Below are 17,726 nucleotides of genomic sequence, written 5' to 3'. Positions count from 1 at the left end.
CTCGACGCCGCCGGCTCACCCGGCGGAGCGCAGGTAGCTGACGACGGCGGCCACGCGGCGGTGGGCGGCGCCGTCGTCGGGGGCGAGACCGAGCTTGGCGAAGATCCGCTGGGTGTGCTTCTCGACCGCGCCGAGCGTGACCACCATCGCCTCGGCGATCGCGCTGTTGGAGCGGCCCTCGGCCATCAGTGCGAGGACCTCGTGCTCGCGCGGGGTGAGCGCCGCGAGCGGGTCGCGGCGCGCGCCCATGAGCCGGCGCACCACCTGCGGGTCGAGGGCCGTGCCGCCGCGCGCGACGGTGTCGAGCGCGGCGGTGAAGTCGTCGAGGTCGGCGACCCGGTCCTTGAGCAGGTAGCCCACCCCGCCCTCGCCGGCGGCCAGCAGGTCGGTGGCGTAGGCGACCTCGACGTACTGCGAGAGCACCAGCAGCCGTGCGTCGGGCCAGGACCGCCGCACCTCGACCGCGGCCCGCAGCCCTTCGTCGGTGTGCGTGGGCGGCATCCGCACGTCGACGATCCCGACGTCGGGCCGGTGCTCGAGCGCGGCCGCGACGAACGACGGTCCGTCCGCGACGGAGGCCACCACCTCGTGCCCGGCCTCGGCGAGGAGCAGCTGCAGACCCTCGCGCAGGAGGAACGAGTCGTCCGCGACCACGATCCGCATCCCGGCGCTCACCGGCCCGTCGGGACGAGCGCCGAGACCACGGTGGGGCCGCCGACGGGCGACTCCAGGCCGAGCGTGCCGTCGACGGCGAGCAGCCGCTGGCCGAGCCCGGCGAGGCCGTGCCCCTTGGCCTCGTGCGCGCCGCCGGTGCCGTCGTCCTCGACCCGGACCAGGACCGCGTCGCCGACCTCGCGCACCTGCACCCGCGCCGAGGTCGCGCCGCTGTGCTTCGCGACGTTGGTCAGCGCCTCGCTGACCACGAAGTACGTCGTGGTCTCGACGTGCGGCGGCAGCCCCTCGGGGACGTCGATCTCGGCGGCCACGGGTACCGCGCTGCGGGCGGCGAGGTCCTCCAGCGCCACCTGCAGCCCGCGGTCGACCAGCAGCGGCGGGGCGATGCCGCGGGAGAGCGACCGCAGCTCCTCGACGGTCTCGCCGACCTGGGCCAGCGCCTCCTCGAGGGTCGCGGCGGCCCGGGTCGGGTCCGACTCGAGCTGGCGCCGGGCGCGCCCGAGGTCCATGCCGAGGCGGACCATCCGCTGCTGCGGGCCGTCGTGGATGTCGCGCTCGAGCCGCCGCAGGGACTCCGCCTCCGCGCGGCGGGCGGCGCTGCGACCGGTCTCCACGCGACGTACCTCCTGCTGGAGCTCGGCGCGGCTGCTCAGCAGGCCCCACGCCAGGCTGCTGTGCAGCCAGGCCACGAGGCGGACGACGAACGGCAGGGTCACCAGCGCGACCAGCCCGAGCGCGGCGTTGAGCAGGGACTCCGCGACCGCGCCGGACCCCAGGCCGAGCAGCTCGGCGAGCCCGCCGTCGTCCTCGCCGTCGGGCAGCCACACCTGCCAGAACCAGTACGTCGCGCCGGTGAGCACCGCCGCCCACCAGGCCACCGTGACCGCGAAGGCCACCGTGCCGGTCACCAAGCCGACCACGCACCAGACGAGGTCGAGCCACGACTGCGGGTCACGCAGCGGCGTCAGCGTGCGGCGCAGCAGGCCGTCGCCCTCGCGGGGGCAGAGGTACGACGGGCTCGGGGCCTCGCGGCCGAGCATCGAGCGCATCCGGAGCCGCTCGAACCGGGCGAACCCGCGGGCGACCATCGCGGCCAGGGCGAGCACCAGCACGCCGTACACCAGGACCAGCAGGCCCGCGCCGAGGCTCAGCAGCACGACCGTCAGCACGAACGCCGGGAGCGCGACGAGGAAGGCCGACAGGGCGTAGCCGCTGTCGAGCAGCGTGCGGCGCACCGCGCCGGCGGGGATCGGTCTGGGGCTCATCACGGCGGTCGAGGTCATGGCTCCACCCTGGTCGGGCGGAGGGGCGGGCACGATCCTGCCAGCACGACGACCGGGGTGGGGCCAGCCCGACACCCGCGGCTCCCCTTCGGCCCCGCCCGGGCGCCGCCGCGGGCCGGACGCTCCGTGTGCCGCCGGTGCGGGTTGGGCACTCCCCTAGGGTGAGCACCGTGTCTGCCGACCTCGTGATCGTGGCCAACCGACTGCCGGTCGACCGGGTGGAGCAGGCGGACGGGACGCCGGGCTGGCGGACCTCCCCGGGCGGTCTGGTGACCGCGATCGAGCCGGTGATGCGGGCCAACGACGGCACCTGGATCGGGTGGCCGGGCGGCACCGACGCCGACCTCGAGCCGTTCGAGGCCGACGGCATGAAGCTGGTGCCGATGTCGATGACGCCCGAGGAGATCGAGGGCCACTACGAGGGCTTCTCCAACGCCACCCTGTGGCCGCTGTACCACGACCTCGTCGCCAAGCCGGAGTTCCACCGCGAGTGGTGGGACTCCTACGTCGCGGTCAACCGCCGCTTCGCCGAGAAGGCCGCCGAGCTCGCGTCCGAGGGCGCGACGGTGTGGGTGCACGACTACCAGATGCAGCTGGTCCCGCAGATGCTCCGCGAGCTGCGGCCGGACCTGCGCATCGGCTTCTACCTGCACATCCCGTTCCCGCCGGCCGAGCTCTTCCAGCAGCTCCCGTGGCGCCGCCAGCTGCTCGAGGGGCTGCTGGGCGCGGACATGGTCGGCTTCCAGCTCCCCGGCGGCGCGCAGAACTTCGTGCGCCTGGTCCGCCAGCGCGTCGGCCACAAGACCCACCGCGACCTGGTCTACCTCCCCGACGGCCGCACCGTCCGCGCCGCGGCGTTCCCGATCTCGATCGACGCCGCCGGCTTCGAGGAGATGGCCCGCTCCGAGCCCGTCGCCGCGCGCGCCGCCGAGATCCGCGAGGCGCTCGGCAACCCGCGCAAGGTGTTCCTCGGCATCGACCGGCTCGACTACACCAAGGGCATCTACGCCCGGCTGCGCGCCTTCGCCGAGCTCATCGAGGACGGGCACTTCGACGTCGAGGACGCCGTGTTCGTCCAGGTCGCGGTGCCCTCGCGCGAGCAGGTCGAGCAGTACCGCATCCTCCGCGACGAGATCGACCGCCTCGTCGGCCGGATCAACGGCGACCTCGGCCGGATCGGCCGCCCGGCGATCAGCTACCTCCACTCCTCCTACCCGCGCGAGGAGATGGCCGCGCTCTACCGCTCGGCCGACGTCATGGTCGTCACCCCGTACCGCGACGGCATGAACCTCGTGGCCAAGGAGTACGTCGCCTGCCGCTTCGAGGACACCGGCGCGCTGGTCCTCTCGGAGTTCGCGGGCGCGGCCGACGAGCTGCGCCAGGCGTGGCTGGTCAACCCCTACGACATCAACGGCATGAAGTCGGCCCTGCTCGAGGCCTACCGCGCCGACGACCGGGAGACCCGCCGCCGGATGAAGGCGATGCGCAAGACCGTCACGCAGAACGACGTCGCCGCCTGGGCCGACGCGTTCATGGCCGACCTCGCCGAGGTGCCCGGCTCCCACGGCAAGGCCGTCCGGCCCGCGAAGCGGTCCTAGGGCGGTCCGGGGACTGGGCCCGGCCTGCAGGAGTCCCCGGTCAACCGGGGACCCCTGCACATATCGGGGCAGATCTCCCCTGAGAAGTGCAGGACTCCCCCGAGATGTGACCGGGCGGGCGGCCCCGCCGGCTCAGCCCGGCAGCAACCCGGCGGCGGCGAGCCCGTCGAGGAGCGGCCGCGGGTCGGGCCGCTCGTCGGTGCCCTGCAGCACGACGGTGTCGGCGCCGGCGTCGCGGACCTCGGCGACCCGGTCGGCGACGCGGGCCGCCAGGTCCGGCGCAGCGGGGTCGAGCTCGGTGTAGACGGTGACGACGGCCCGGCCGGGACGGCCCGAGGCCGACCGGCCCTCGTCGACCACCGCCCGCGCGCGGCGGACCGTGTCGGGGTCGCTGCCGGTGTGGTCGATGAGCACGCCGTCGGCCACCTCGCCGGCCAGCCGGATCGTCTTCGGGCCGCGGGCGCCGACGAGCAGCGGCGGCCGCTCGGCCGGGGGCTGGTCGAGCGCGACGCCGTCGAGGGCGACGTACCGCCCGGACACGTCGAGCCGCCGTCCGTCGAGCAGGTCGCGGACCGCCTCGGTGTGCTCGCGCAGCAGCGTCATCGGGGAGTCGACGCCCGCCCCGACCTGCGCCATCCAGTCGAGCACCCCGTGGCCGAGCACCGGCACGACCCGGCCGGGGAAGAGGCGCGCCAGCGTCGCGAGCTCCATCGCGACCACGGCGGGGTTGCGCAACGGCACCGGCAGCAGGCCGATGCCGACCCGCAGCCGCTCGGACCAGGCCAGCGCGGCGGCCGCCGCGGTCGGGCCGCCCTGGAGGAAGCAGTCCTCCCACAGCCACAGCTCGGGCACGCCCGCCTCGTCGGCGGCGCGCACCACCCCCGGGAGCTCCTCGGGCGGCAGCTGGGGACGGAAGACGATGCCGGTGCTCACGCCGGTCAGCGTGCCACGGCGGGGTGCGGGTCGTCGGGCAACCGGCCGAGCACCAGGTCCTCGACGGTGCTCGCCAGCTCCGGGCTCGGCAGCCCCCAGCCGGGCTCGTAGCCGTACGCCTCGCGCAGCGTCACCGCCGATCGGGTCCCGTCCACGAGGTCCACGTCGTCGGGACCGATGAGCGCCGGGTGGACGACGCCGACGGCCTCGGCGACCTTGAGCAGGTCGCGCCGCAACGACCTGACGTACGTCGCCGCGCGCACCGACTTCAGCTCCGGGTCCAGCCCGCGGGTCAGCCACGGGTCCTGTGTCGCGACGCCGGTCGGACAGGTGTCGGCGTGGCACTTCTGCGCCTGGATGCACCCGATGGCGAGCATCGCCTCGCGGCCGACGTGGATGCCGTCCAGACCGAGGGCGAGGGCGACCACCGCGTTCTCGGTGAGCCCGAGCTTGCCGCCGCCGAGGAAGGCGACCTCGTCCTGCATCCCCGCGCGCGCGAACCGCTTGTAGACCTCGGTGAACCCGATCCGGAACGGGTAGGCGACCGAGTCGGAGAACACCAGCGGCGCCGCGCCCGTGCCGCCCTCGCCGCCGTCGATGTTGACGAAGTCGACCCCGCGGTCGCGGGCGGTCATCAGCGTGACGAGCTCGTCCCAGAACGTCAGGTCGCCGACCGCGGACTTGATGCCGACCGGCAGGCCGGTCTCGGCGGCGAGCAGCTCGACGAAGTCGAGCATCGAGTCGGTGTCGGAGAACGCCGTGTGCCGGCTCGGCGAGGCGCAGTCCCTGCCCTCGGGGATGCCACGGATCTCGGCGATCTGGGGGCTCACCTTGGCGCCCGGCAGCATCCCCCCGAGCCCGGGCTTGGCGCCCTGCGAGAGCTTGATCTCCAGCGCGCGGACCGGCGCGGAGGCGACCAGGTCCTGGAGCCGGGCCAGGTCGAACCGGCCCTCGGCGTCGCGGCACCCGAAGTACGCCGTGCCGATCTGGAAGACCAGGTCCCCGCCGTTGCGGTGGTACGGCGAGAGCCCGCCCTCGCCGGTGTTCTGCAGGCAGCCGGCCATCTCCGCGCCGCGGTTGAGCGCCTCCACGGCGTTGCCGGAGAGCGACCCGAAGCTCATGCCCGAGATGTTGACGATCGAGCCGGGACGGAACGCCTTGGCGCGGTCCCGCGGCCCGCCCAGCACCTTGCCCATCGGCAGCCGGACGCCCTCCTCGGCGTGCGGCGCCGTCGCGGCGCCCGGGCCGGCGAAGGTCCGGTGCTTGACCACGGGGTAGCCGGTGCTGCGCTCGACGTCGTTGTCGGTGCCGAACCCGACGTAGGTGTTCTCGCCCTTGGAGGAGGCGTAGACCCAGCGGCGCTGGTCGCGCGAGAACGGGCGCTCCTCGTCGTTCGAGGTCACGATGTACTGCCGCAGCTCGGGACCGAACCGCTCCAGCGTGAAGCGCAGGTGCCCGACCACGGGGAAGTTGCGCAGGATGGCGTGCTTGCGCTGCGTGAGGTCGTGGGCGGCGACCGCCCCGAGGGCGGCGGCACCGGCGGCGGCGATCTTGGTCCAGCTCATGTCCTGTGCGGTACCCGCATCGCCCGGGTACGTTGCCGCCCATGGACCTCGTCCCCAAGCCCGACCAGGTCGTCTCGGCGGCCGGCAACGTGGCGCACAAGGTGCTCTACGGCGGGCTGGCGGACCTCCGCCCGATGCCGCGGACCCTCATCGACGAGGGGATGATGCGCGAGCTGTACCACTACCGGCCCCGCGCGACCGTCCGCGAGCAGGGCGACCCGGTGCTGCTGGTGACCCCGCTCGCGGCGCCCGCGATCTGCTTCGACCTGCGGCGCGGCTGCTCGCTGGTCGAGCACCTGCTCTCCACCGGCCGGCCGACGTACCTCGTGGAGTACGGACAGGTGTCCTTCCGCGACCGCTCGCTGGGCATGGAGCACTGGGTCGAGGACGTCGTGCCCGCCGCGATCCGGGAGGTCTCGCGGCACGCCGGCGGGCGGCCGGTCCACGTGGTCGGGTGGTCGCTGGGCGGGATCTTCACGCTGCTCGCCGCAGCCGTCGACGCCGGCCTGCCGATCGCGTCCCTGACGGCCGTCGGCACGCCGTTCGACGTCTCCCAGGTCCCGCTCGTGGCGCCGCTGCGGCCGCTGCTCAACCTCAACCCGACCGACGGGCGCGGGGCGATCACCCGGGCCTACCAGCTGATGGGCGGCGCGCCCACGCCGCTGGTGCGCTGGGCCTTCCAGCTCAGCTCCTTCCAGAAGATGGTCACCAAGCCGCTGGCGGTCGCCAGCCACCTCGACGACACCGACTTCCTCGCCCAGCTCGAGGCGGTCGACCGGTTCACCGCGAACATGACGGCCTATCCCGGCCGCACGTTCGGGCAGCTCTACCACCGGTTCGTGAAGGGCAACGTGCTCAAGACCGGCGAGGTCGTGCTCGGCGAGCGGACCATCCGGCTGGAGACGATCACCGCCCCGGTGCTGGTCTTCGCCGGTGCCACCGACGGGATCGCGCCGGTGGGCGCGGTGCGCGCGCTGCTGCCGCACCTGTCCTCCTCCGAGGAGGTCCGCTTCGAGATCGTCCCGGGCGGCCACCTCGGCATGCTCACCGGCCGGCGGGCCCGCGGCACCACCTGGGAGGTGCTCGACGAGTGGCTCGAGCAGTGGTCGGACCGTCCCGCCGCCGCGAAGCCGGCCCGGAAGACCGCGCGGAAGGGCACGGCGAAGAAGGCCGCCAAGAAGACCGCCGCCAAGAAGACCGCCGCCGACAAGGACGCGATCGGCGCGAACCCGACGCGTCGCTACGGCTCCGGCGGCTCCCGGTCGTTGGCGCGCTGAGGTGGCCACGCAGGAGACCGCACGGGCGACCGCACCCGGGGCACCCGGGGCACCCGGGGCGCTGCCCCGCGGCGTGCGCATCGGCTACGGCTCCGGATCGGTCGCGACCGGCGCGTTCGGCACGGTGCCGGGGCTCATGCTGCTGCCGTTCCTCACCGACTCCCTCGGGATCGCGGCCGTGCTGGCCGGCGTCATCGTCTTCCTGCCCAAGGCCTGGGACGTCGTGCTCAACCCGATCGCGGGCCGGGTCAGCGACCGGAGCACCGACCCCCGCGGGCCGCGGCGCCCGTTCCTCCTGCGCGCCGGCCTGGTGCTGGCGGCGAGCTTCGCGCTGATCTTCGCCGCGCCCTCGATGGCCACCGGCCTCGAGGCGGCGTGGGTGCTCGTGTGCTTCCTCGGCTGCGCCTCGGCGTACGCGTTCTTCCAGGTCCCCTACGTCGCGATGCCCGCCGAGATGACGTCGTCCTACGACGAGCGCACCCGCCTGATGACCTGGCGGGTCGCGATCCTCGCGCTCACGATCCTGCTGGCGGGCGGCACCGCACCGCTGATCCGCGACGCGGTCGGCGGCCGCGACGGCTACCGCGTCATGGGCGTGGTGATGGCGCTGGTCATCCTCGTCGGGGTGGTCGCCTCCTACCTCGGCACCCGCCGCGCCCCGGTCGGCACCGTCCACCCCGGCGCCGGCTCGCTGCGCGACCAGCTGCGGATCGTCGCCACGGCGCGGGACTTCCGCCTGCTGCTCACCACCTTCGTCGTCCAGGCGCTGGCGACCGGCGCGATGCTCGCGGGCGTCGACTACCTCGCCGAGGACGTCCTCGACAGCACCGGCGCCGCGACCGTGCTGTTCCTCTGCTTCGTCGGCCCCGCGCTGCTCCTGACCCCGGCCTGGTCCGCGCTGGGCCAGCGGGTCGGCAAGAAGCGCGGGTACGTCGCCGCCTCGGTGCTCCTCGCCGCCGGCGCCGCGCTCGCCGCACTCGCCGACGTCGCGCCGCCCGCCGTGGTCTTCGCCGCGGTCGGCCTGGCCGGGGTGGGGTACGCCGGCTGCCAGGTCTTCCCGATGGCGATGCTCCCCGACGCGGCCGCCGTCGACGCCCGCCGGACCGGCAGCGGCCGCGCCGGGGTCTACACCGGCGTGTGGACCGCCGGCGAGACGCTCGGCCTCGCGCTCGGCCCGGCGGTCTTCGCGCTGGTGCTCGCGCTCGGTGACTACCGGTCCTCCACCGACGGCGCCGCCACGCAGCCCGACTCCGCGGTCACCGCGATCGTCCTCGGGTTCTCGCTGCTGCCCGCCCTGCTCGTGCTGGTGAGCCTGGCGTGGCTCGCCCGCCACACCCTCGACGCCGCGGAGGTCGACGCATGACCGCCACCCACGACCCCGACGTGCTGGGCCAGCTGCGCTCGCTGCAGCAGGCCGACCTGCCCGTGCACGGCGGGCGCACGTTGGCCTACGTCTACGACTCCGGGCTCGCGGAGGTCGACCGGGTCGGTCGCGAGGCGGTGGCGGCGTACGCCGGCTCCAACGGGCTCGACCCGACCGCCTTCCCCAGCCTGCTGCGCATGGAGAACGACCTGGTCGGCTTCGCCGCCCGGCTGCTGGACGCGCCGGACACCGTCCGCGGCTCGGTCACCTCCGGCGGCACCGAGTCGGTGCTGCTCGCGGTGCAGACCGCGCGCGACGCCCACCCGCAGGTCGAGCGGCCGAGCATGGTCCTCCCCGCGACGGCCCACGCGGCGTTCCACAAGGCGGCTCACTACTTCGGCGTGGAGGCGCGCCTGATCCCGGTGGGTGCGGACTTCCGCGCCGACGTCGCCGCGACCGAGGCCGCGATCGACGACAGCACGGTGCTGGTGGTCGCCAGCGCGCCGTCGTACGCGCACGGCGTCGTCGACCCCGTCACCGAGCTGGCCGCGCTCGCGAGCGCACGCGGGATCCGCTGCCACGTCGACGCCTGCATCGGCGGCTGGGTGCTGCCGTACGCCGCGCGCCTGGGCCGCGCCGTGCCGCCCTGGACCTTCGCCGTCGACGGCGTGACCTCGATCAGCGTCGACCTACACAAGTACGCCTACGCCCCCAAGGGCACCTCCCTCCTGCTGCACCGGACCCCGGCGCTGCGTCGTCCCCAGCTGTTCGCCTCCGCCGCCTGGCCGGGCTACACGATGCTCAACCCGACGATGCAGTCCACCCGCTCGGGCGGCCCCACCGCGGGCGCCTGGGCGGTCGTGCGGACCCTCGGCGACGACGGCTACGAGCGCCTGACCGCCGACGTCCTCGAGGCCGTGGACCGGATCGTGGCAGGGGTCGCCGACATCGCCGCGCTGCGGCTGGTCGTCACCCCGGACTCCACGCTCGTCGCGCTCGTCACCGACGCCAGCTGCGACGCGTTCACCGTCTGCGACGAGATGACCACCCGCGGGTGGTACGTCCAGCCGCAGATGTCCTACGGCGACCAGCCGCCGACGATCCACCTGTCGGTGAGCGCGGCGACGCTGAGCGGCGTCGACGACTTCCTCGTCGCGCTGCGCGCCTCCGTCGCCGCCGCCGTGGCGGCCGGCCCGGTGGCTGTCGACGCGGGCGTCGCGGACTACATCCGCTCCCTCGACCCCGCCGCCCTGACCGACGCCGACTTCGACGGGCTGCTCGCGGCCTCCGGCCTCGTCGGCGAAGGGGCCGACGGCTCGCTCGCGCTCCCCGAGCGGATGGCGGAGGTCAACGCGATGCTCGACCTGGCCTCCCCCGCCATGCGCGAGGCGCTGCTCGTCACCTTCCTCGACCGGCTCAGCCGGCCGACGCACTGACCGCCCGCCCGACCGCCCGACCGCCCGACCGCCCACCCCGGCCGCTCGGCAGGACCCCTCTTCAGCGGCACTGTTGTCGCTGCACACGCGGCGGGAGCCGTGTGGAGCGTCCACAAGGCCGCTTGACAATCGATCAAGGCCGGGCGGGTCAGCGACGGGGAGCCGACTCCGCGAAGGTGAGCACCGCGTCGAGGTCGTAGGTGCCGGCGTCGGTGCCGAGCCCCCGGGCGACCTGGGCGGCGGCGGCGCAGCCGAGCTCCGCGGCACCGCGCAGGTCCCGGCCGAGCGCGAGCCCGCGCAGGTAGCCGGCCGAGAACGCGTCGCCGCACCCGGTCGTGTCGACCACGTCGACGGCGTACGCCGGCACCTCGAGGGTCTCCTCGGCAGTGGCGACCAGCGCCCCGCGGGCGCCCTGGGTGACCGCGACCGCGCCGACGCCGTGCTCGAGCAGCGCCCGCGCGCCGTCGGCCAGCGACGTGGCGCCGGTGAAGCCGAGGACCTGCTCGTCGTTGGGGAGCAGGTGGTCGGTGTGCGGCAGGGCGTCGGCGATCCAGGCCAGCATGTCGGGGTCGCCGGGGGCGAGCAGGTCCAGCGACGTGGTCGCCCCGAGCGAGCGGGCGTGGGCGAGCAGCCGCCCGGCCGCCTCGCCGCCGAGGAACTCCGGACCGCCCAGGTGGAGGTGGGTGATCCCCGCCAGCGCGTCCAGGTCGAGGTCGTCGTCGAGGGTGAAGGCCCCGTTGGCGCCGATGCAGTGCCAGGCGGGCCGGTCGCCGTTCGGCCGGACCGGGATGACCGAGGCGGAGGTCTGGGCGTCGGCCTTGCGCACCAGGCCGGTCACGTCCACGCCCTCGCGCTCGAGCAGCGCGAGCAGGGTCGTGGCGACGGGGTCCTCGCCGACCGCGCCAAAGGAGGAGACCTGGGCGCCGAGGCGGCTGAGCACCACGCCGGTGCCGCCCGCGGTGCCGGCCGGCGAGAGCGCGATCCGCTCGACCAGCTGGCCGTCGGAGCGCTCGGGGATCGACTCGACGCCGATGACGTGGGTGTCGAGGACGTGCACCCCGACGGTCGCGACCTTCATGACTGCTCCTCCTGCGGCTCGATCGCCTGGGTGGTGCCGTAGCGGCGGCGGACGGCCGCCTCGACGACCGCGGCCTGCTGCTCCTCGGTCAGCGCGCGGGGCGTGCCGAGCGCGGACGCGCGGTGGTGCAGCGCGGCCAGCCACTCCAGCAGCTCGGCGCGCTCGACCGCCTCGTCGAGCGTCGACCCGACCGCCACCGAGCCGTGGTTGGCCATCAGCGCGGCCTGGCGGCCCTCGAGGGCGGCGCCCACGGCCGCCGCGAGCTCGGGGGTGCCGAAGGTGGCGTACGGCGCGACGCGGACCGGCCCGCCGAGCAGCAGCTGCTGGTAGTGGAGCACCGGCAGCTCGTCGAGGACGCAGGCGACCGCGGTCGACCACGGCGCGTGCGTGTGGACGACGGCGGCCGGGCCCGCGGGCGGGTCGCCGGCGGCGTACACCCCCAGGTGGAGGTCGAGCTCGGACGTCGGCCGGAGCCGGCCCTCGAGGACGGCGCCGCCGGGGTCGACGACCGTGACGTCGTCAGGCGTGCAGGCGCCCAGCACGACCCCGCTCGCCGTGACCGCGACCCGGTCGCCCTCGCGCAGCGAGACGTTGCCGGCGGTGCCCACCAGCAGCCCGGCCTCCGCCAGCCGGCGGGCCGCGCCCGCGACCGCCTCGCGCAGCGGGTCGTCCGCGCCCCTCACGAGGCCGCCCGGCTCTCGAGGTACGCCGTCACCATCCGGATCCCCTCCTCGACCGTCTCGGCGTCGCCGTGCAGGTCGTGCTCGAAGGCCAGCTGGAAGACCCGGTCCCCGACCTCGACGGCGAGCTGCGCCATCCGCGGGGTGAGCCCGCCGGCCAGACCGGTCGCCCGCGCCTGGGCGTGCAGCACCTCGGCGACCTTGGCGTTGTGCTCGCGCCCGAAGCGGTGCACCGCGACGTTGGTCCGGCCGCGCAGGTAGAGCACGACGAAGGCGGCGCGTCGGTGGTAGACCGCGACGAACGCCTCCATCACCGTCCGCACCAGCGCGCTGAGGGTGACCTCGTCGCCCGACTCCAGCAGGGCGGCCACGTCGCGGGCGACCTGCTCGTCCATCTCCCCCATGTCGCGGGCGGCGAGGGCGACCAGGACGTCGTCCTTGTCCGCGAAGTACTGGTAGAGCGAGGCCACCGGGACGCCCGCCGCGTCGGCGATGTCCCGGGTCGTCAGCGCCTCGACGCCGCGCTCGACGACCAGGCCCGCGGCGGCGTCGAGGATCCCCTCGACGCGACGGCGGCTGCGCTCCTGGGTGGGCACCCGGCGCGAGGTGGTGGTCACAAGAGGCTCGGCAGGCACGAGACGCGAGTGTAGGGTACGGACCTGAATCTGACACACCTTCAGGTATCGGAGCGCCCATGCCGACGTACGACGCCCTCCCCGACGCCGCTCCCTGGCTCTCGCGCCGCGCGCTCCTGGGCGCCTCGGCGTCCGCGGCCGCCGGCGCCGGCCTCGCCGCCGCCCTGCCCACGGGCGCGCTCGCGGACGTCGCCGACCCGGCCGCCCGGGTCACCGGCCTGCAAGGGTCGCTGCCGCGGCAGGTGGACGTGGTCGTGGTCGGCGGCGGCATCTCCGGCCTGGTGGCGGCGCGCAAGGTCGCGGCCGGCGGCGCCTCGGTGCTGCTCGTCGAGGCGCGCGACCGGGTCGGCGGGCGGGTGCTGAACCACCGCCTCGAGGCGGGCGGCGTCATCGAGGCAGGTGGCGCGTTCGTCGGGCCGACCCAGGACCACATCCTGCGGCTGGCCGACGAGCTCGGCGTCCCGACGTTCCGGGAGTACAACACCGGCAGCAGCGTCTACATCTCCTCGCTGACCGGCCGCACGACCTACACCGGGACCGTCCCGCCCGACCCCACGATCCTCGCCGACGCGGCGATCCTGCTCTCCCTCATCGACCGGTACGCCGCCGAGCTCGACGTCGAGGCGCCCTGGGACCACCCGCGCGCCCGGGAGTGGGACGGCACGAGCCTCGGAGAGTTCATCCGCCGCAGCTCGGTCAACGCCGCCGGCGTCACCAACCTGATCAAGTCCTGGACCCAGCCCGGCTTCGGCGCCGACCCCGACGAGCTCTCGTTCCTCTTCACCCTCTGGTACGTCGCGTGCTCGGGCAACGAGAAGAACGTCGGCACCTTCTCCCGCAACTCCGACACCGCGAACGGCGCCCAGGAGCGGCGGTTCGTCGGCGGCTCGCAGCTCGTGCCGCTGCGGCTGGCCAAGCGCCTCGGCGACGTCGTCGCTCTGAAGGCCCCGGTGCGCCGCATCGAGCAGCGGGAGGACCGGGTGCTCGTCCACACCGGCCGCGGCACGGTCCGCGCCCGGCGGGTCGTCGTCGCGGCGCCGCCGCCGCTGGTGCTCGACATCGACTGGTTCCCGCGGCTGCCGGTGCGCCGCACGCAGCTGCTGCGCAGCATGGACATGGGCCGGCTGATGAAGTGCGACGCGGTCTACGAGAAGCCGTTCTGGCGCGACGCCGGCCTCAACGGCTTCGGCATCAACGACGCGGGCGCGGCCCGGGCGGTCTTCGACAACAGCCCGCCCGACGGCAGCCCCGGCGTGCTCCTCGCCTTCGTCGGCGGCTCCACCTGGCGGGAGTACGGCGTGCTGCCGCGGGCGCGACGCCGCAAGGCGGTCCTCGAGGGCTTCGCCGCGATGTTCGGCGAGCAGGCGCTGCGTCCGATCGAGTACACCGAGCAGGACTGGACCAAGGAGCAGTGGACCCGCGGCGGCCCGACCGCGTTCCACGCGCCGGGCACGCTCGTCGACCAGGGACCCGCGATCCGGCGGCCGTTCGGCCGGGTGCACTGGGCGGGCACCGAGACGGCGACGTACTGGAGCGGCTACATGGACGGCGCTGTCCGCGCCGGCAAGCGCGCCGCCGTCGAGGTGCTGGAGAAGCTGTGAGACGGCTCGCCGCGCTCCTCGCCGCCCTCGTCCTCGCCCTGCCGCTGGCGGCCGCCCCCTCGGCCGCGGCGCCCGCGGCCGCCGGCCCGGCGACGTGGCGCACGACGGTGTTCGCCCTCGTGCCCGCGCCGGGCTACCCGGCGTACGTGCACGTCCACACCAACGGACGGGTGTACGCCGGCACGTACGTCAACAGCTCGGCCACCGGCGTGCCCTCGCGCGTCTTCGAGTGGTCGGCCGCCGGCCAGCTCCTGCGGTCCTGGCCGGTCCCGGGCCAGGTGACCGACGGCAGCCACGGCGTGCAGGTGGCGAACCAGACCCGCGACGGCCGGCTGGTGGTGCTCGAGACCTCGACCCGGCGGGTGCTCACCCTCGACGTCCGCACCGGTCGGTGGCGTCGCGTGGCGACGTTCCCCGAGGGCGCCGTGCCGAACTACGCGACGTGGGGTCCGCGGGGCGAGCTGTACGTCAGCGACTACGCACAGCCGATCGTGTGGCGCGTGCCGCCGCGCGGCGGCACGCCTCGCGCGTGGTTCACCGCGCCCGCGCTCGAGGGCGCCGAGTTCGGCACGACCGGGCTGGTCTACCGCCCCGGCCGCGGCGACCTGGTGCTGGCCCAGCAGTGGGTCCTCGACGGCTCGCAGCTGCCGACGACCGGCGCGGTGCTGTCGCTGGGCGTGCGCCCCGACGGTCGGCCGGGCGAGCTGCGGGCCCTGTGGCGCTCGGGGCCGATGGAGCTGCCCGACGGCTTCGGCATCGGCCGCTCGGGCCACCTCTACGTCTCCCTGCTGGGCACCAACCAGCTCGTCGAGCTCGGGGCCGGCGGCGCCGAGGTCGATCGCTTCCCCGACGCGCCGCTGCTGGGGCAGAACGGCTCGGCGATCCCGTTCGACACCCCCTGCAGCGCGACCTTCCTCGGCACCTCGGTGCTGGTGGCGAACCAGTCGGTCATCACCGGCACGACCGCGAACCAGGCGATCCTGCGGGTCGAGGTCGGCGAGCGCGGCAAGCGACCGTTCGTGCCGGAGCGGGCGCGACTGGGTCGCTGACTCAGTCGATCCGCTTCGCGCCGGCAGCGGGCCGCGGCACGGCGTCGCGCGGCTCGGTGACGTGGTGCCCGGCCTCGCAGACCAGCGCCGCGTGGAGCACCTCGCCGCACTCGCGGTGGGCGACCTCGACCGGAGGTCCCTCGGGGTCGGCGAGGTAGCGGTCGCCCCAGTCGGCCACGGCGACGAGCACCGGGTAGAGGTCGAAGCCCTTCTGCGTCAGGCGGTACTCGTGCCGCTCGCGCTCGCCCTCCGCGCGGTAGGGCACCTTGCGCAGGACGTCCTGCTCGACCAGCAGCGCGAGCCGGTTGCTCAGCACCTGCCGCGGGATGCCGCTGTGGCGACGGATGTCGTCGAACCGGCGCACCCCGTTGAACACCTCGCGCAGCACCACGAACGTCCATCGCTCCCCCAGGACGGCCATCGCGCGGCCGACCGTGCAGTTGGCCGTCGACCACTGCAACGCGCTCGGCGAGGTCTCCATGCCTGCAGCGTAGGCGAGGCTGGGTCTTGTTGACAGACCCAGATCGCACCCGCGAGGCTGGGTCCATGACCGAGACCCAGGACCGCTCGACGCCCGCTCCCGTGCTCGACCGCGCCGCGATGACCGGCTACGAGCTGCTCATGGCGATGCGCGACGGGCTCCTCCCGGCGGCGCCGATCGCCGAGACGCTGGGGATGGTCGACTTCGACGGCGAGCCCGGGTCGATCAGCGTCGAGCTCGACCCCGAGGTCCGCCACTACAACCCGCTCGGCACCGTGCACGGCGGCGTCATCTCGACCCTCCTCGACACCGCCGCCGGCTGCTCGGTGCACTCCACGCTGGCCGCCGGCGAGGGCTACACCTCCCTCGACCTCACCGTGAAGTTCCTCCGCCCTGCGACCGTCGAGTCCGGCCGGCTGCGCGCGGTCGGCCGGGTGGTGCACCGCGGGCGGCGTACGGCGCTCGCAGAGGCGCAGCTCTTCGACTCCCGCGAGCGCCTGGTCGCCCACGCGACCTCCAGCTGCATGGTCTTCGCCTGAGGCCGGACCCGGCGCGGGTACCGTCCCCGGCGTGAGCGCGCTCGCCAGACTCGTGGACCAGGGCCTCGTCGCCGCGGACTGGGCGGTGGCGCTCGCCCCCGTCGACGAGCGGATCGCCGAGATGGGGCGGTTCCTCCGGGCGGAGATGGCCGCCGGTCGCGACTACCTGCCCGCCGGCGAGCACGTGCTGCGGGCCTTCTGCCGCCCGATGGCCGACGTGCGGGTGCTCGTCGTCGGCCAAGACCCCTACCCGACGCCCGGCCACCCGATCGGACTGAGCTTCGCCGTCGACGCGCACGTGCGGCCGATCCCCCGCTCGCTGGCCAACATCTACACCGAGCTGCGCAGCGACCTCGGCATCGAGACGCCGCCGCACGGAGACCTCACCGCGTGGGCCGACGCCGGCGTCATGCTGCTCAACCGCGTCCTCACCGTGCAGCCGGGCGCCTCCGCCTCGCACCGCGGGCGCGGCTGGGAGGAGGTCACCGCCTGCGCGATCGAGGCGCTCGTCGCCCGCGGCGGACCGCTCGCGGCCATCTTGTGGGGCCGCGACGCACAAGGTCTCAAGCCGATGCTCGGCCCGACGCCGTACGTCGAGTCCGCGCACCCCTCGCCGCTGTCGGCGAGCCGCGGGTTCTTCGGCTCCCGCCCGTTCAGCCGGGTCAACGACCTGCTTGCCCGGCAGGGCTCGGCAGGGGTGGACTGGAGGCTCCCCGCGGAATAAGGTTGAATCCTCAACCATTGGAGTGGACATGACGACCGACCGGATGCCGGCGCTCTACCTCGGTCACGGGGCGCCCCCGCTCCTCGACGACCCGACCTGGTCCGGCCAGCTGGCGGCCTGGGCCGCGGACCTCCCCCGCCCTCGGGCCGTCCTCATCGTCAGCGCGCACTGGGAGTCCGCGCCGGTGTCGCTCTCGGCGAGCGGCGCACCGCTGGTCTACGACTTCGGCGGGTTCGACCCGAAGTACTACCGGATGACCTACGAGACTCCCGACGCCACCGCGCTGGCCCGCCGCGTGGCGGCGATGATGCCGGCCGGCGAGCCCGTCCACCAGCACGCCTCCCGCGGCCTCGACCACGGTGCCTGGGTGCCGCTGCGGATCATGTACCCCGAGGCCGACATCCCCGTCCTGCAGATGTCGCTGCCCACCCACGACCCGGAGCGGCTGCTCGCGCTCGGCAGGCGGCTCCAGCCGCTGCGCGACGAGGGCGTGCTGATCATCGGCTCGGGCTTCCTCACCCACGGGCTGCCGTTCCTGACCTCGTGGCGCATCGACGCCGAGGCCCCCGGCTGGTCCTCGGAGTTCGACGCGTGGGCCGGCGAGGCGCTCGCCCGAGGCGACGTGGACACCCTCGCGGCGTACCGCGACCGCGCGCCCGGCATGCCGTACGCCCACCCCACCGTCGAGCACTACACGCCGCTCTTCGTCACCCTCGGCGCAGCCACCGACCCCGCCGCCCCCGGCACCCAGGTCGTCGACGGGTTCTGGATGGGGCTGTCGAAGCGGTCGCTCCAGGTGGCCTGAGGCG

Annotated in this window: 17 protein-coding genes; 9 read left to right on the top strand and 8 right to left on the bottom strand. The window is 74.8% G+C overall.

Features of this window, described 5'->3' with window-relative positions; genetic code table 11:
- Positions 1-15 precede the first annotated feature (15 nt).
- Positions 16-675 (bottom strand): response regulator, encoded by a 660-nt coding sequence (locus QWY28_RS16810; RefSeq protein WP_439117264.1) that lies wholly within the window; start codon positions 673-675, stop codon positions 16-18.
- On the bottom strand, positions 672-1,958 hold the full coding sequence (locus QWY28_RS16805) for a sensor histidine kinase (protein WP_300953719.1): 1,287 nt from the start codon (positions 1,956-1,958) through the stop codon (positions 672-674). Before QWY28_RS16805 ends, QWY28_RS16810 begins: the two co-directional genes overlap by 4 nt.
- A gap of 161 nt (positions 1,959-2,119) precedes the next feature.
- Between QWY28_RS16805 and QWY28_RS16800 the strand changes: the two genes are divergently transcribed.
- On the top strand, positions 2,120-3,556 hold the full coding sequence (locus QWY28_RS16800) for an alpha,alpha-trehalose-phosphate synthase (UDP-forming) (protein ID WP_300953718.1): 1,437 nt from the start codon (positions 2,120-2,122) through the stop codon (positions 3,554-3,556).
- Positions 3,557-3,688: 132 nt separating this feature from the next.
- Here the strand turns inward: QWY28_RS16800 and QWY28_RS16795 are convergent, their stop codons facing one another.
- Both QWY28_RS16795 and QWY28_RS16790 read right to left on the bottom strand, forming a co-directional pair.
- Positions 3,689-4,489, bottom strand: a complete 801-nt coding sequence (locus QWY28_RS16795) for an LLM class flavin-dependent oxidoreductase (RefSeq protein ID WP_300953717.1) — start codon at positions 4,487-4,489, stop codon at positions 3,689-3,691.
- 5 nt (positions 4,490-4,494) lie between these two features.
- Positions 4,495-6,054 (bottom strand): FMN-binding glutamate synthase family protein, encoded by a 1,560-nt coding sequence (locus QWY28_RS16790; RefSeq protein WP_300953716.1) that lies wholly within the window; start codon positions 6,052-6,054, stop codon positions 4,495-4,497.
- A gap of 41 nt (positions 6,055-6,095) precedes the next feature.
- Between QWY28_RS16790 and QWY28_RS16785 the strand changes: the two genes are divergently transcribed.
- Genes QWY28_RS16785 through QWY28_RS16775 form a run of 3 tightly spaced genes read left to right on the top strand, consistent with a single transcriptional unit; the run spans position 6,096 to position 10,130 of the window.
- Entirely contained in the window at positions 6,096-7,331 is a 1,236-nt protein-coding gene (locus tag QWY28_RS16785) for an alpha/beta fold hydrolase (RefSeq protein ID WP_300953715.1), read from the top strand.
- Position 7,332: 1 nt separating this feature from the next.
- Positions 7,333-8,694, top strand: coding sequence for an MFS transporter (locus QWY28_RS16780; protein ID WP_300953714.1), 1,362 nt, complete (start codon positions 7,333-7,335; stop codon positions 8,692-8,694).
- Positions 8,691-10,130: a pyridoxal phosphate-dependent decarboxylase family protein gene (locus QWY28_RS16775; RefSeq protein WP_300953713.1), complete on the top strand. Its 1,440-nt coding sequence runs from the start codon at positions 8,691-8,693 to the stop codon at positions 10,128-10,130. The genes QWY28_RS16780 and QWY28_RS16775 overlap by 4 nt, the downstream gene beginning before the upstream one ends.
- Positions 10,131-10,278: 148 nt before the next feature.
- Here the strand turns inward: QWY28_RS16775 and QWY28_RS16770 are convergent, their stop codons facing one another.
- From QWY28_RS16770 to QWY28_RS16760, 3 genes are read right to left on the bottom strand one after another with little or no spacing between them, the layout of a single operon-like run.
- Complete coding sequence (locus QWY28_RS16770) at positions 10,279-11,208, bottom strand: carbohydrate kinase family protein (protein ID WP_300953712.1); 930 nt, start codon at positions 11,206-11,208, stop codon at positions 10,279-10,281.
- Positions 11,205-11,891, bottom strand: coding sequence for a class II aldolase/adducin family protein (locus QWY28_RS16765; protein ID WP_300953711.1), 687 nt, complete (start codon positions 11,889-11,891; stop codon positions 11,205-11,207). The genes QWY28_RS16770 and QWY28_RS16765 overlap by 4 nt, the downstream gene beginning before the upstream one ends.
- Entirely contained in the window at positions 11,888-12,523 is a 636-nt protein-coding gene (locus tag QWY28_RS16760; RefSeq protein WP_300953710.1) for a TetR/AcrR family transcriptional regulator, read from the bottom strand. Before QWY28_RS16760 ends, QWY28_RS16765 begins: the two co-directional genes overlap by 4 nt.
- Before the next feature lie 59 nt (positions 12,524-12,582).
- On the opposite strand from QWY28_RS16760, the gene QWY28_RS16755 reads away from it, so the two are divergent.
- Positions 12,583-14,124 (top strand): flavin monoamine oxidase family protein, encoded by a 1,542-nt coding sequence (locus tag QWY28_RS16755; RefSeq protein WP_300953709.1) that lies wholly within the window; start codon positions 12,583-12,585, stop codon positions 14,122-14,124.
- On the top strand, positions 14,121-15,173 hold the full coding sequence (locus QWY28_RS16750) for an SMP-30/gluconolactonase/LRE family protein (RefSeq protein ID WP_300953708.1): 1,053 nt from the start codon (positions 14,121-14,123) through the stop codon (positions 15,171-15,173). The genes QWY28_RS16755 and QWY28_RS16750 overlap by 4 nt, the downstream gene beginning before the upstream one ends.
- A gap of 1 nt (position 15,174) precedes the next feature.
- Here the strand turns inward: QWY28_RS16750 and QWY28_RS16745 are convergent, their stop codons facing one another.
- Positions 15,175-15,654: a winged helix-turn-helix transcriptional regulator gene (locus tag QWY28_RS16745; protein WP_300953707.1), complete on the bottom strand. Its 480-nt coding sequence runs from the start codon at positions 15,652-15,654 to the stop codon at positions 15,175-15,177.
- Between the two features lie 65 nt (positions 15,655-15,719).
- Here QWY28_RS16745 and QWY28_RS16740 point away from each other — a divergent pair, with 65 nt between their 5' ends.
- Genes QWY28_RS16740 through QWY28_RS16730 form a run of 3 tightly spaced genes read left to right on the top strand, consistent with a single transcriptional unit; the run spans position 15,720 to position 17,722 of the window.
- Positions 15,720-16,193, top strand: a complete 474-nt coding sequence (locus QWY28_RS16740) for a PaaI family thioesterase (protein ID WP_300953706.1) — start codon at positions 15,720-15,722, stop codon at positions 16,191-16,193.
- Positions 16,194-16,224: 31 nt separating this feature from the next.
- Complete coding sequence (locus tag QWY28_RS16735; RefSeq protein WP_300953705.1) at positions 16,225-16,917, top strand: uracil-DNA glycosylase; 693 nt, start codon at positions 16,225-16,227, stop codon at positions 16,915-16,917.
- 28 nt (positions 16,918-16,945) lie between these two features.
- Positions 16,946-17,722, top strand: a complete 777-nt coding sequence (locus QWY28_RS16730) for a dioxygenase family protein (protein ID WP_300953704.1) — start codon at positions 16,946-16,948, stop codon at positions 17,720-17,722.
- The last annotated feature ends 4 nt before the right edge of the window (positions 17,723-17,726 follow it).

The organism is Nocardioides oceani (genome assembly GCF_030412965.1).
GTDB lineage: Bacteria > Actinomycetota > Actinomycetes > Propionibacteriales > Nocardioidaceae > Nocardioides > Nocardioides oceani.
The sequence above is the reverse complement of the archived record's forward strand: the minus strand, read 5'-3'. Positions and strand labels throughout refer to the sequence as shown.